Origin of the sequence: Flammeovirga sp. SJP92, assembly GCF_001583495.1 — a bacterium.
Classification (GTDB): Bacteria; Bacteroidota; Bacteroidia; order Cytophagales; family Flammeovirgaceae; genus Flammeovirga.
Map to the genome: position 1 here is coordinate 95,482 of NZ_LQAQ01000012.1, position 14,308 is coordinate 109,789.

Sequence of the window (14,308 nt, forward strand, 5' to 3'; positions counted from 1 at the left end):
AGCTCATTGTAGTATCCTCGTACAAATAGTGTTGAAGACGTAGTAAATCAAACCGCAATATATGCACTTATATGTTTATGGGCCAATAAATTAGTGTATCACAATTAAAATATTATCACTTGTTATGTTGAATATCCTTAAAAGTTTGCGACACTGTATTTTCACGAAATATTCTTCTTAACTGAATAAAAAAAGAGGAATACATCGCTCTGACCTATTCCTCCTTTCTAATCTATATAATAATAGAATTACCCAATAAGGTGTATTCCAAAAAATTTCGATAAAATGGTTACAATCGTAATTGAACCTAAAATTAATGGAGCTAAAAACTTCAATGCAAAAATGGTGTATTTCCCCATTAGGGAATTTCCAAACTCAGGATTTCCTTTCTCTACTTCCTCTTTAAATTTATCTCCTCTCCAAACATAAGCCGTATACACTGCCACTAAGAAACCACCTAAAGGCAAGAACGTATCTGAAGCTAAATCTTCAATAAAGTCCATAAAGTTTACTGCTTTCTCAGCACCATGATAGTGTACAAAGTTGGTAAAGAAATCAACCGTTCCATTACCAAGCATGGATGGAATACCAAACAAGAAAATCACAAATCCTACAATCCATACCGCTCTATTTCTTCTTACTTCAAACTCATCCACCACATAAGATACAGGTACTTCTAAAAGTGATACCGTTGAAGTTAAAGCAGCAAATGATAACAATACAAAGAAGAAACCTCCAATGATTCTACCCAATATTGGCCCAATCGACTCAAATGCACCTGGTAAAACCGTAAAGATCAAGCCGGCACCTCCACCTTGTCCTTGAAGACCTTGAGAGAAAATAAATGAGAACATCATCAAACCTGCAATAAAGGCAATACCCACATCCGCTAATAAAATCATAGATGTAGCCGACACCATATTATCTCTTTTTCCAACGTAACTACCATAAGTGATCAAAGCACCCATACCTAATGACAATGAGAAAAAGGCTTGCCCCATTGCTCCGTAGGCTGTTTCAAAAGTGATTTCACTAAAATCTGGAATCAGATAAAACTTCACTCCTTCCATAGCGCCTTCTTGCGTTAACGAATACGTCATCAAGGCTAAGATTAAGAACAATAAAGAAGGCATTAATATTTTTGATGCTTTTTCAATACCACCTGATACACCTTTGGCTACAATAAAAATCGTTACAAACATAAAGGCTGTAGAGGTAGCCATATTGATATGCCAATTTCCAACAAATTCACCAAAATGTTGTCCTACAGAAAAGTTACCTGAGAACATTTCCCAAGCATAGCCCAATGCCCATCCAGCAACAACATTATAAAAAGACAAAATCAAAGATCCACTTAATACGGCCAAGATTCCTATTGGAGCCCATTTCTTATGCCCGTTTTCAGCAAACGCACCTACTGCGTTTTTATTCGTCTTACGGCCCAATGCAATCTCTGCCATCATCACAGGAAAACACAGCATAAAACAAAATGCAAGGTACATCACCACAAAGGCACCTCCACCTCCATCACTTACTTCAAAAGGGAATTTCCATATATTTCCAAGCCCAACTGCTGAACCTGCTGCCGCTAAAACGAAACCTAGTTTGTTTGAAAAGCCTCCTCTACTGCTTTCTTGGATATTAGCCATAATCGTTTAAATAATAGAATACGAATAGTGTAAATCAATCAATGAAATTGTTTAGTCTATAACTTTCTTGCAAGGATACATTGTTATGTCCTAATTATTCATTTTTATATGGATTTATTTAATACTTATCTGATGATGAATAAATTATTTCAAAAAAGTCAAAATAATATTTTTGAAAAGAGCTATTATTTAGAATTAAATTTCAGACAGTAGTGTACTATTCTTTAAGATGTAATAATTGTTTGAGAGTGTATTAATTGAAGTTGGAAAGATATGATTTTCAGATTGAATTACCTTAATAGTACACAAGAAAATCAGTATCAAGACTGAATAATGAGATAAAGTAATAGATAATTTCGTAGCCACGTAGCCCTGCTACGTATGAATGCTTGAGGTTAATAGAGTATTTAATTTCGGGTGATTCATCAATAAACCTTTGCTTCAAGATAAGCGTAGCAGGGCTACGCTACTACATACAAGAAAGTAATAATTACCCATCGATATACAATTTGCACGTAGTAAATTTCGTACCAACGGAATACCAAAACCCTTATAAAAATAAAGACCCAAGCAATCCTAATTGGATTACTTGGGTCCACCTGTCGGCTTAGATAAGGTTATCTAGGTGTTACGCTTTTGGAGCGTTTCCGCCACCTTTGTTTCCACCACCTTTTCTACCACCACGTCCGCCTCTACGACGATCGTTTCCGCCACGCTTTCTATCGTTACCACCTCTACGGTTGTCACGACGTCCAGTTTCAGCAGAAGGAGAAAGATCTCTCTTACCTAAAACTTCACCTTTGAATACCCAAACTTTGATACCAATGATACCATATACTGTAAGAGCTTCAGATAAAGCGTAATCGATATCCGCACGTAATGTATGCAATGGAATACGACCTTCTTTATAAAGTTCAGTACGAGCCATTTCAGCACCACCCAAACGACCAGAAAGCTTTACTTTGATACCTTGCGCACCGTGACGAACAGCGTTAGCAATTGCTTGCTTCATCGCACGACGGTAAGATACACGGCTTTTCAATTGTTGAGCGATTGACTCACCGATTAATTTTGCATCAGTCTCAGGACGCTTAACTTCAGAGATGTTGATTTGAACATCTTTACCAGTTAAACGCTTCAACTCTTCTTTGATTTTGTCTACCTCAGCACCTGCTTTACCGATTACTACACCTGGACGAGCCGTGTGAATAGTTAACGTAACGCGCTTGATAGTACGCTCGATAACTACACGTGAGATACCCGCACGAGGGTTCGGTAAACGAACTGCGATATATTTTCTGATCTTGTCGTCCTCTACTAATTTGTCAGAGAAATCTTTTCCACCATACCAGCTAGATTCCCATCCTCTGATATAGCCTAAACGAAGACCAATTGGATTTATCTTTTGTCCCATGGGAAAAACTTATTTTAGTTATCTGACTCGTTTGATTCTGTTGTATCCTCAGCGACTACGTCGATAAGGCTTGTGCTACGAGCGTCTACTACCACTGTTACGTGGTTAGAACGCTTACGGATTCTGTGAGCACGTCCTTGTGGAGCTGGACGGAAACGCTTTAATTGGCGTCCACCAGTTACAAAGATTGATTTCACATATAAATCTGCATCTTCAACAGACTCGTCAGGGTTTTTGTTTTCCCAGTTTGCCACTGCAGAAAGAATTAACTTTTCTACTAGAGGAGCACCAGCTTTTTGCGCATAACGGAGTGTATTCAGTGCATCAATAACTTGCACACCTCTTACTGCGTCCGCTACAAGCATCATCTTGCGTGGAGCGATAGGGCAATTATTAAGTTTTGCTACTGCTTCCATTATTTTCTGCCTTTATCTTTTTTATTGATATGACCCTTGTAAGTACGTGTTGGAGCGAATTCACCTAATTTATGACCTACCATGTTTTCAGTTACATAAACAGGGATGAATTTGTTACCATTGTGTACAGCAAATGTATGACCGATGAAATCTGGAGAAATCATTGATCTACGCGACCAAGTTTTGATTACTGCTTTTTTACCAGACTCATTAGTCGCCTCGATTTTCTTTACTAAACGAAAATCAATATAAGGTCCTTTCTTTAGCGATCTTGCCATGACTTAAATTACTTTTTCCTTCTTGAAACGATCAGCTTGCTAGAATACTTCTTAGCGTTACGTGTCTTTTGACCTTTAGCGTAAACACCAGTACGTGAGCGAGGGTGTCCTCCTGAAGATTTACCTTCACCACCACCCATAGGGTGATCAACTGGGTTCATTGCAACACCTCTAACACGTGGTCTACGACCTAACCAACGCTTTCTACCTGCTTTACCTAAACGAACGTTCATGTGATCGCCGTTAGAAACAGTTCCGATTGTAGCATAGCACTCAATAAGTACTAATCTAGTCTCGCCTGAAGGTAATTTAAGTGTAGCATATCTACCAGTACGTCCTAATAATTGTGCGTAAGCACCAGCAGAACGTACCATTGCAGCACCTTTACCTGGCTTCAACTCCACGTTGTGGATGATTGAACCTACAGGAATCTCAGACAATGGAAGTGCATTACCTAAATCAGGAGCTACACCTGAACCAGACAAGATAGTCTGTCCAACTTGTAATCCTTCTGGAGCAACGATATACGTTTTAGCACCATCTACATAGTAGATTAAGGCAATACGAGCAGTACGGTTTGGATCGTACTCGATAGATTTCACGATACCTGGAACACCATGCTTGTTACGTTTGAAGTCGATCGAACGTAATCTACGCTTGTGACCACCACCAACGTTACGAACAGTCATTTTACCTGAGTTGTTACGACCACCTGTACGGTGCTTACCAACTGTCAGTGACTTTTCTGGTGTACTTTTCGTGATTTCCTCGAAAGTAGGAGCGACTCTGAATCGCTGTCCCGGAGTGATGGGCTTTAACTTTTTAACAGCCATTTTACAAACTTTCGTAATTTGCTTTTACAGTCTCTAGATAGGTTTTCCTAGATACTATAGACAACAAATTTGGTTAAACTTAATAAATATCCGGAGCCCGAATGAGCTCCGAACAATATTTTTAATTTTTTTATTCAGATCTTAAAGACCTTCGTAGATGTCGATAATCTCACCCTCAGCTACTTGTACCATCGCTTTTTTGTACGATGAAGTATGACCGCTAATTACAGCTGCTTTTGTGTAACGAGTTTTAGATTTACCTGGTAGAATTGCAGTACGAACTGCTTCTACGTTAACACCATACTTCGCCTCAACAGCTTGTTTGATCTGAACCTTATTAGCACCTTTTGCCACTTTGAAAGTGTAAACACCGTTCTCGTGAGCTAAAGCTGCCTTTTCTGTCAAGATAGGTTTTACCAATACTTGCATCTTAATAGGGGCTTAGAGGTTTGATAATTTTTCAACTGCGTCGTCAGCAAGAATTAACTGGTCTGCGTGCAAGATGTCGTAAGTGTTTAATGAATCAACAACTACTACATTTGCTTTAGGCAAGTTTCTTGAAGACTTGTAAACGTTATCGTTTTGAGACGCTACAACGTAAAGAGTTTTTACGTCAGAGAATTTCAAGTTAGCTAAAACTTCTTTGTAAGCTTTAGTTTGAGGAGCATCAAATGATAATGCTTCTAAAACAGTTACATTAGCTTCTTTAGCTTTGTAAGATAACGCTGAACGACGTGCCAATTGCTTAACTTTTTTGTTAAGAGATTGACGGTAGTCTCTTGGGCGTGGTCCGAAGATACGTCCACCACCTCTGAAAACAGGTGACTTGATAGAACCCGAACGAGCTGTACCAGTACCTTTTTGTTTTTTAAGCTTACGAGTAGATCCTACGATCTCCGCACGCTCTTTTGCTTTATGCGTACCTTGACGTTGAGCCGCCAAATACGCTTTTACGTCAAGATAGATAGCGTGATCATTTGGCTCGATACCAAATACCGCTTCTGGTAAAGTTACCTTACCAGTCTCAACGCCTTTTGAGTTCAATACTGCGATTTCCATCTACTGATTACTTTTCAAGGATTACGTAAGAATTTTTAGCACCTGGAATTGCACCTGAAAGAAGGATTAAACCATCTTCTGGGTACATTTTCATAACACGTAAGTTCATCACTTTAACGCGCTTACCACCAGTACGTCCAGCCATACGAAGACCTTTGAATACACGTGATGGAGTAGCACATGCACCAATCGCACCTGGTGCTCTCAAACGGTTATGCTGACCGTGAGTAGCTTGTCCAACACCACCGAAGTTGTGTCTTTTAACTACACCTTGGAAACCTTTACCTTTTGATGTACCAACTACGTCAACGAATTCACCTTCTGAGAAGATTTCTTCCATTTTAAGCTCGTCTCCTAATTGACGCTCCATAACTGGGTTACGGAATTCAATTACTTTACGCTTTGGCGTTGTACTCGCTTTTGAGAAGTGACCTTTCATAGCAGCGGACGTGCGCTTCTCCTTTTTCTCGTCGAAGCCTACTTGAATAGCTGTATAGCCATCAGTTTCTACCGTCTTAACCTGAGTCACAACGTTAGGACCAGTTTGAATCAACGTACAAGCGATGTTCTTGCCGTTTTCATCAAAAATACTAGTCATACCGACTTTTTTTGCAATAAGTCCTGGCATTGTATTTTACTTAATTAAATTAATAAATAACCTGATTGTCAGCTCATAAACATCCAACTCATTTAATCCGAAACACTGCTTGAACTCCCCGTCTGGTCCTTCTTTTAGTGCCTCAAATTAGAGCTGTTACGACATAGTACAGCTTCCAAACGGCTTGCAAAGGTAAGAAGAATTTATAACAACACAAATTTTTATTCATATATCGCTAAAAAACAGTGAGATAGGAAGCTTTTATTAACAGATGCATTAACTTACCGTATATTTTTTCCTTTTAAAGGCTAGATTGATACTTTTTTGGACGATTTACTATGGCAAAAAACAACAACAGACGAGATTTCATTAAAAATATGACCGCACTCAGTGGAGCTGCACTTTCTACTTCCCTTATTTCTTCTTGTGCGACTTCTTCTAAGGATCAAAAAATTAAAGAGAAAAAATCCGATAAGGTCTATAATTGGAGATGTGTAACCGTTTGGCCTCCTAACTTTCCTATTCTTGGTGAAAGTGTGGTCAATCTTGCGAATGAATTAAGAGACCTTTCCAACGGAAGACTTAATATAAAGGTATACGGCGGAGGTGAGTTGGTACCTGCTTTGGAATCTTTTGATGCTGTACAGCTCGGTGGTGCACAAATGATGCATGGCGCCGCTTATTATTGGGCTGGTAAAATTCCAGCATCTATCTTCTTTACGGCCGTTCCTTTTGGAATGAGTACAAGAGAACATAATGCGTGGTTATTATATGGTGGTGGAAACGAACTTTGGAAGGAACTCTATAATAGTATAGGTTTGGAACCTTTCCCTTGTGGCAACACAGGCACACAAATGGGCGGTTGGTTCAATAAGAAACTAGAAACTGCTGAAGACTTGGAAGGTATTAAAATGAGAATTCCTGGTTTAGGAGGAAAAGTATTCACAAAAGCGGGTGGCACTTCTGTCACTGTTCCCGGAGGGGAAATCTATACCAACTTAGAAAGAGGAGTAATTGACGCTACAGAATGGATCGGTCCTTATCATGATTATTTGATGGGCTTCCATAAAATAGCAAAGTATTATTACTACCCCGGCTGGCATGAACCATCAGCGACATTAGAATTAGTCTGTAATAAAAAGGCATATGATGAACTGCCGGAAGACCTTCAAGAATTAATCCGATCGGTTTCTCTAAAGCACAATGGCATCATGATGTCAGAGTTTGAAAAGTACAATGCAGAATACCTAGAGAAAATCAGAGCTGAAAATAAAAATGAAATTCTCCCCTTCCCTGATGATGTCATGAAGTCTCTAAAAAAATATGCAGATGAATCCATGGAAGAATTAATTCAAAGTGATGAATTTGCTCAAAAAGTGGCACAAAGCTTCTTCGACTTCAAGAAAAAAATTAAACAATGGTCAATAATTTCAACAGATGCCATGCAACCCTATCTTTAAATGAGAATTTCTTTTACCTTTGCAGCATATAAAACATTGATTCTCATAGATGAACACAAAGTTAATTTCAAAAGTTAAAGGTCAGATCCAGAAAACGGGTAAACCTTTTGTTTTTACTGCTCCAGAAGACAACGACGAAAGTCAAGTGCAGTTCCAGTTTTTAGGTTCTAAAGACGGAAAAGAAGTAGTGTATGATGCATTCTTATACACACTTGAGATGGAGTATTTTGCAAAAATACACGAAGAGGCTACTCAATTAGTGATTGACGAAAATCCTAAGTTCAAAGGTGCTGATTTTGATGTTATGGATGGACCGCACATCGAAGCATTGGAAGAAATTTCTGCTGAATTAGCAAAATCAGATGAGTATGATGTAGCTGAGTTTATTGAAGAAAGACCTGAAGATGCAGACGAGGATGGTATTCCTTTAGATGTATGTTTAAATGTGACTTCAATAACAGAGGAAGCAATCGTGAAATTCGTTACTGAATTTAATGAAGGAACATTGAAATTAGACGACACAGTCTATTCATTTGACATGTGGAATGAAAATTAATCCTCATTCTGAAATAAGATATAGAAAAAGGGAATGTAGTACTTAAACTGCATTCCCTTCTTTATTGAAAAAAGATTCTTTTAGTCTCTTAAACGTCCGCTGATTGAATCTTTTACTTTTTTCTCGTCTTTTTGGATAAAACGGTTGGCCAAAGAATTGAATAAGATGGCAAAAACAGGTAAGAAGAAACCTATTTTATATTGTCCTTGAACACCACCCATCAAATCAGTGCCTTGCATATATCCATAGTAAAGGTTCAAACCAATTACTGCAAATATTAAAAGGCTATTCACCAAGTTCAGTTTCATTTGATTCATTCTGTTTTTGAATGAAAACATTGAAGCCAAAGCAACAACACCAGCCAAACCTGCTACTACAGCAATTGCAAGTGTATTTACCGTTTCAATTACAGTTCCGTTTTCAGTCACCGTTAATTGCATGGCAGTAAGTACAGCTTGTTTCGATTCTGTGGCAGATACCCAAATTTGTGATGAAACAATAGCACCCATTGCTACCGCCACCAACAAAAGAAAAATTGATTGTATTCTTTGAATCATGTTTGTTTGATTTGTCTTCCTTATACAGGAATCTTGTCTACTCTATTTTGATGACGTCCTCCCTCAAATTCAGTCGAAATGAAAGTATCAACAATCTCAATCGCTCTTACCAAAGAGATAAAACGAGCTGGGATTGATACTACATTAGAATTGTTGTGCTGACGAGTCAACTGAGCTAAAACGGGTTCCCAGCATAAACCTGCACGAATACCTTTGTGCTTGTTTGCTACGATAGAAACACCAATACCACTTCCACAAATAGTGATACCAAACTCATACTCTCCATTTTCTACAGCTTCCGCCAATGGATGTACATAATCAGGGTAATCACAAGAAGCCGTTGAGAAAGGACCAAAGTCTTTTACTTCATGTCCGTTTGCTTCTAAATGCTTAATGATCTCTGCTTTATATTCAAAGCCAGCGTGGTCGCCACCAATTGCCAATTTCATTTTTTGACTATTTATTATTTTAAAAATCAATGGAAAGACAAGCAATTAAACTATTGCTTCAGTCATCTTGGGTGCAAATTTAACTAATTAATTTTCCTTGTGAATCAGTTGAAGTAAGAATTGCATCATTTTTATTCAGTTTTTATAATCAAGTGTTAAATTTTGAACATAATTGTTTTAAAAGTCGGTTTATAAAGTTTAATTTTGGCACTTACAATTTTAATATTCTAACAATGGTCACACTTGCCGAAGTAATTGCAGAGCTTATCAACGAATCACCTTTTATTCAAGAAGGAATAGCCGAAGGTATTATCAATTATAGTGCGCTCGCTCGAAAGTTCCACTCAGAAGTTGAAAGCAGATTTGGCAAAGAGGTACAACAAGGTGCAATTGTGATGGCATTGAAAAGAATGGCCCATAAAATTAATGCCACTGAGCTGGAAGATCAAGCCAAAGAATATATCCGTCATATGGGTGATATTTTGGTCCGTTCAGATTTGGTCGATTTCGCCTATAAAAATTCCCCTACTTTAATACGTGCTCAGAAAGAATTGCTGGAAATGGTACAAAACAGCAGTAATGAACTCTTTCATGCTTCTTCAAAAGGAATGCACGAAACCAATATTATTACCAGTAGATCTTTCGCTCCAAAAGTAAAAGAACTTTTCTTTGGTGAAGATATGCTTTCTGAAATTACAGATTTGGCTGCTGTAACGATGCGTATGCCTATTACTTATGATAAAGATGCTCCTGGAGTATTTTACTTTATATTAAAGATTTTGGCTTGGAATAAAATCAATGTGGTGGAATTCATCTCAACAAAGCATGAGTTTTCTATTATTATTGAAAAAGAAGAAATCAATCATACCTTTAAGCTTTTACATGATATGAAAAACAGTTAACAATATTTACAGCTCCGTTGTTTTCATTAATTTTCATATATAAATACCAATAATTTTTTCTCATTCTGTAAATTTGCATGCAGAATTATAAGTTCTATTTTTTGACAAACGCAATTACTTTTCACAATTAATTCCCCGATATTAATTCTATTGTAACTTATTTATAATCAGCTATTTTTAATTCATCTAAGTAAGTACTCTAATTTATTCATTCATATTTTCCAAAATAAGAGTAGGGGAAAGTAATCTTTTGCGTGTCTTAATTATAGAGACGGTAATTAAATGTCTCTAAGTTTTATTAAAACTGTATACAAACTTATTTACGATCTAACATCTAGTCATGAAAAAAATCAAATTTTTCCCTTTTTATCTGTTATCTATCGTACCTATACAACTACTGTTTATTTTATCTGACATCACTTACATCATTATTTATAAGTGCATAAAATATAGAAGAGCGGTAGTATCTGAAAATCTTAAAAAAGCATTTCCTGAAAAATCTGACAAAGAACTAAGAGAAATTGAAAAGAAATTCTATCATCACTTCTGTGATATTGCTTTTGAAAGTATAAAGACTTTAACCATGGGTAAAAAAGGCATTCAAAAGAGGTTCCAATTGCAAAACACAGAACTAATCAAGGATCTTTTTGAGCAGAACAAAAGTATTTTACTTTATGCCGCACATTTAGGGAATTGGGAATGGCAAGCATTTTTCCCACAGTACCTTTCAGACCATCAAATTACAGCTTTTTATCAGCCACTCTCTAATAAATATTTTGATGAACTGATGCAAATTATCAGAGGAAGATTGGGTGTATTATGTATTCCTTCTCAAAAGGGATATAAAACATTGATGAAACTGAAAGCCGAAAATAAATTAACTTTCAATCTTTTGATCGGTGATCAATGTCCTGCATGGAACTCTGGCAAGTACTGGACAGACTTCTTACATCAAAAAACAGCATTTCTTGTGGGTGCAGACGCTATTTCAAAGAAAAGTGATTGTGCTGTTGTTTATCCAAAATGTACTAAGATCAAAAGAGGAGTTTATAAAACAGAGTTCATTTTATTAGATTCATCTCCCAAACAATCTGAGAAGTTTTCAATTGTTGAAAAATATTCAAAAGCATTGGAGCAAAATATCAAATTACAGCCTGATCTATGGTTGTGGAGTCATAAACGTTGGAAATTAACCGCATAAACCGGAATTAGTCTCCAATTGTTGAACAACTATTATCTAACAACAACAAAATGTTGATAACTTTCCGAAAGTACACTCGTTAATATTGAGTATTCTATAAGTTATCAACATTTTGTCATTTTATTCACTTACTATTTTTTAAAACTCTCCAGCATTTCAAATTTCGCACTTGAAAGTTTTTTAGAAACAAGATCAATGTTCTTTGGTATAAAAAACAATCCCACTACAGAAAGTACAGACATTACTATTAAACCAGCAAAACCCAAGTCAAAAAGATCAAATGCTCCTAATATCACAAAAAGCATTATGATAAAAGTGAAGCTTACTCCAAATTGATACATGTTCATATTAGTATCTTTTCCAAAGAAAGAAGATTGATCCAAATCCAAGGCTTTACGATTGTATGTCGAAGCATACATCATCATAGGGATTACAACACCGATAGAGTACAACATAAATGTTATGATATAATATATATACTCTACATTTATAAACAGGGTCCAACAAGAAATGAAAGCACTTACAAAAACCAACAGTATTAAAATATAGTACTTGGACTTTACATAAAGTTTAGTGGGAATATTTGCCGTCATTAAGAAAGGATAGAATTTACTCTCCATTGAAAAAAACATTCCCGCATATGTACTTGTGCATACCAAAGTCGCCATAAATATGGCAAATGATCGAAGAATTGTTGAAGATATTTCCCCATTCATTAATACTGTGGCTGCATAAAAATTTCCGAATAATATTTGAAAAGGAAGAAGATATCGAAACTTTTTACTTCTTAAAATCAACCTTGTTTCATACAACATCAGATTGCCCAAAACTGATTCTTTATTGAATAATTTAGCAAGGTCAATTCCTATTTCTGAAGCATCATTTAATACTTCTAAGCTTAAATATTTTTTCAGTGTTAAACTTAACGCATAGAAAAGAAGAAGGTAAAGTATAAAAACGCCCAACATCAACATTGGAGATTTTACAAGCAATGAAACATACTCCGTATAGTAATTCACAATTCCTGTATACCCTTTCCACTCTAGAAAAATTGTTCCACCTATACTGAATACTATCACTGCCCAAGAAGTAATTTTCTTACCAACAGTCTTTCCTATATGAAAAGAAAGCGTACTGTTAAAAAGGCAATGAATGAATAGTAAAACGAAGAAATTGAAACACACCACCCCTCCATTTTCTGGACTTATAACTTTAATATAAGAAAAAGAGAAAAGAAGAAATGGTAAAAAATTAAAGAGACTGAAAAACGCTTTGTACTGTAAAAAATAAAGTATTGTTTTCTTTGATATTGGAAGTGTCAAGTAAGGCTTAATATTCACACCTCCTTGACTTTCAAGAAATGCTCTTAGGAAAAGGTCTATCATAAAATAATAGCACATCCATGATAATAATGTTTCACTTGAGGTTAATCCATTATCTATTCCATTAAGCACACTAGGCATCAAAAAGCCCGCTATCAGAAAATAAACCAACATCATAAATGCTCCTAATCCCATAAAAACTGATGCGAGTGCCACCTCTGAATCCTGAAGCTTATAAATTTTTATGGTAAAATAATGTTTAAATAAAGCTGCTAATTTCATGATTTCACTAGTTAGTTTGTTCTTGAATTTTCGCACCAAAGTATCTTTCTAATTCCGCTAAGGTATTCTCCGTATTTGCCACATCTTTAATGATCACGCCTTCTTCCAACATTATAATTCTAGAGCTAATACCCGTTACATGTTGCAAATCATGGCTAGAAACAATAACAGTCACTCCTTGTTCTGCTAGTTTTTGAATTTTAATTCTTAGCCATTGTTGAGAAGTGGGATCGAGGTTGGCAAATGGCTCATCCAAAATCAATAAATCCAGACTGCCAATCATAGCCCCTAAAATTCCAGTTTTATTTTTATTCCCTTTCGATAAATCCTTAATCATTTTTTTACCTGAAAGAAAATCATCTCCATAGAATTGTTTATTCTCTTCTAAGAACTCCTCTAAATCACCCTTTTTCCATCCATGCAGTTTGCTTATAAACTCAAGGTATTCATAAGAAGTCATAAAAGGAATTAGGAATGTATCGTCCAAAAAAGAGCCTATGTATTGCTTCCAATCTTCATGAACTGCTACATTTTTATCTTTCAAGAATACACCTCCTTCAGTGGGTTGGATTAAATCTAAAACCAAACTTAAAAATGTTGTTTTACCAGCACCATTGTTCCCTACTAACCCTATAATTTCTTGTTTTTTAATCGTTACATCTGCGATATCTAATGCAACCTTTTCCTTGTATTTTTTTTGAAGTTTGTCTACTTGTATCATCTTATAATAATTCATTTTAAGTAATATATTCTAGTATTATATATTCATGTGGGTTTCAATAACTAATAGTAATTCATCCAAAACCTGCCACTCTAAACGAATAAGAGGAAAGCCAATAACAGGATCATATCAAACGAACAATAGCTTTTCAACTACAGAAGTAACTCTTAAATGAGACGTAGAAGCCTATCAATAGATTTAGAAATAGTATAGAAATAATGATCTTGAAGTCTGAAAGATTACCTTACTCTACTCAAAAGAGGTATTATAGTTAGCTTAAGTACTATTAATTTTATGCTTACATCAGAGAGCAATTTCAGAGCAAGCGACTATAAACTGTTAGCTTACCTTGGTATAGTAACTATATAAATATTAGATATGTACTATATTTCTGTAAAGGTCAAAGGCATAGATTATAGCAACATTACTCTTTAGTCTATATTATTTACTGTATCAGAAAATTCTGAAAAGTAATATTAAAAGCAATACAATATACATAAAAATGTATAGACACAAAAAAAGGTTAGTCAACATCTTGTGTTAACTAACCTTCTGTATTTAATGAATGTGGCGCCGACTTACTCTCCCGGGGGTTAACCCAGTACCATCAG

16 protein-coding genes are annotated in these 14,308 nt (G+C 36.0%); 4 read left to right on the forward strand and 12 right to left on the reverse strand.

Annotated features, from left to right (window positions below; translation table 11 throughout):
* Positions 1-248: 248 nt before the first annotated feature.
* From AVL50_RS00805 to rplC, 8 genes are all read right to left on the reverse strand, one after another.
* Positions 249-1,649 carry a sodium-dependent transporter gene (locus AVL50_RS00805; RefSeq protein WP_062614578.1) on the reverse strand — a complete coding sequence of 467 codons (1,401 nt, stop codon included), beginning with the start codon at positions 1,647-1,649 and terminating at the stop codon, positions 249-251.
* Positions 1,650-2,277: 628 nt separating this feature from the next.
* On the reverse strand, positions 2,278-3,063 hold the full coding sequence (gene rpsC, locus AVL50_RS00810) for a 30S ribosomal protein S3 (protein WP_062614579.1): 786 nt from the start codon (positions 3,061-3,063) through the stop codon (positions 2,278-2,280).
* 14 nt (positions 3,064-3,077) lie between these two features.
* On the reverse strand, positions 3,078-3,479 hold the full coding sequence (gene rplV / locus AVL50_RS00815) for a 50S ribosomal protein L22 (RefSeq protein WP_044209116.1): 402 nt from the start codon (positions 3,477-3,479) through the stop codon (positions 3,078-3,080).
* Positions 3,479-3,757: a 30S ribosomal protein S19 gene (gene rpsS, locus AVL50_RS00820; RefSeq protein ID WP_044209118.1), complete on the reverse strand. Its 279-nt coding sequence runs from the start codon at positions 3,755-3,757 to the stop codon at positions 3,479-3,481. The genes rplV and rpsS overlap by 1 nt, the downstream gene beginning before the upstream one ends.
* Before the next feature lie 8 nt (positions 3,758-3,765).
* Positions 3,766-4,590: a 50S ribosomal protein L2 gene (rplB, locus tag AVL50_RS00825; RefSeq protein ID WP_062614580.1), complete on the reverse strand. Its 825-nt coding sequence runs from the start codon at positions 4,588-4,590 to the stop codon at positions 3,766-3,768.
* Positions 4,591-4,731: 141 nt separating this feature from the next.
* The gene (gene rplW, locus AVL50_RS00830) at positions 4,732-5,019 is read right to left on the reverse strand and encodes a 50S ribosomal protein L23 (protein WP_044209122.1); all 288 of its coding nucleotides are present in this window, start codon (positions 5,017-5,019) and stop codon (positions 4,732-4,734) included.
* A 12-nt stretch (positions 5,020-5,031) separates the two neighbouring features.
* Positions 5,032-5,649, reverse strand: a complete 618-nt coding sequence (gene rplD / locus AVL50_RS00835) for a 50S ribosomal protein L4 (protein ID WP_062614581.1) — start codon at positions 5,647-5,649, stop codon at positions 5,032-5,034.
* Positions 5,650-5,656: 7 nt separating this feature from the next.
* Positions 5,657-6,277: a 50S ribosomal protein L3 gene (gene rplC / locus AVL50_RS00840; RefSeq protein WP_044209126.1), complete on the reverse strand. Its 621-nt coding sequence runs from the start codon at positions 6,275-6,277 to the stop codon at positions 5,657-5,659.
* 308 nt (positions 6,278-6,585) lie between these two features.
* Here rplC and AVL50_RS00845 point away from each other — a divergent pair, with 308 nt between their 5' ends.
* Both AVL50_RS00845 and AVL50_RS00850 read left to right on the forward strand, forming a co-directional pair.
* Positions 6,586-7,707, forward strand: a complete 1,122-nt coding sequence (locus AVL50_RS00845; protein ID WP_062614582.1) for a TRAP transporter substrate-binding protein — start codon at positions 6,586-6,588, stop codon at positions 7,705-7,707.
* Positions 7,708-7,756: 49 nt separating this feature from the next.
* The gene (locus AVL50_RS00850) at positions 7,757-8,263 is read left to right on the forward strand and encodes a hypothetical protein (protein ID WP_062614583.1); all 507 of its coding nucleotides are present in this window, start codon (positions 7,757-7,759) and stop codon (positions 8,261-8,263) included.
* Positions 8,264-8,343: 80 nt separating this feature from the next.
* Here AVL50_RS00850 and AVL50_RS00855 read toward each other — a convergent pair whose 3' ends face one another.
* Both AVL50_RS00855 and rpiB read right to left on the reverse strand, forming a co-directional pair.
* Positions 8,344-8,820, reverse strand: coding sequence for a DUF4293 domain-containing protein (locus AVL50_RS00855; RefSeq protein WP_063850498.1), 477 nt, complete (start codon positions 8,818-8,820; stop codon positions 8,344-8,346).
* A 20-nt stretch (positions 8,821-8,840) separates the two neighbouring features.
* The gene (gene rpiB / locus AVL50_RS00860) at positions 8,841-9,269 is read right to left on the reverse strand and encodes a ribose 5-phosphate isomerase B (protein ID WP_044213144.1); all 429 of its coding nucleotides are present in this window, start codon (positions 9,267-9,269) and stop codon (positions 8,841-8,843) included.
* Between the two features lie 233 nt (positions 9,270-9,502).
* Between rpiB and AVL50_RS00865 the strand changes: the two genes are divergently transcribed.
* Positions 9,503-10,171 carry a hypothetical protein gene (locus tag AVL50_RS00865; RefSeq protein ID WP_062614585.1) on the forward strand — a complete coding sequence of 223 codons (669 nt, stop codon included), beginning with the start codon at positions 9,503-9,505 and terminating at the stop codon, positions 10,169-10,171.
* Positions 10,172-10,511: 340 nt separating this feature from the next.
* On the forward strand, positions 10,512-11,372 hold the full coding sequence (locus tag AVL50_RS00870; protein ID WP_062614586.1) for a lysophospholipid acyltransferase family protein: 861 nt from the start codon (positions 10,512-10,514) through the stop codon (positions 11,370-11,372).
* Positions 11,373-11,503: 131 nt separating this feature from the next.
* Here AVL50_RS00870 and AVL50_RS00875 read toward each other — a convergent pair whose 3' ends face one another.
* Both AVL50_RS00875 and AVL50_RS00880 read right to left on the reverse strand, forming a co-directional pair.
* The gene (locus AVL50_RS00875) at positions 11,504-12,976 is read right to left on the reverse strand and encodes a DUF5687 family protein (RefSeq protein WP_157491080.1); all 1,473 of its coding nucleotides are present in this window, start codon (positions 12,974-12,976) and stop codon (positions 11,504-11,506) included.
* A 7-nt stretch (positions 12,977-12,983) separates the two neighbouring features.
* Entirely contained in the window at positions 12,984-13,712 is a 729-nt protein-coding gene (locus tag AVL50_RS00880) for an ABC transporter ATP-binding protein (protein ID WP_216638999.1), read from the reverse strand.
* Positions 13,713-14,308: the final 596 nt, after the last annotated feature.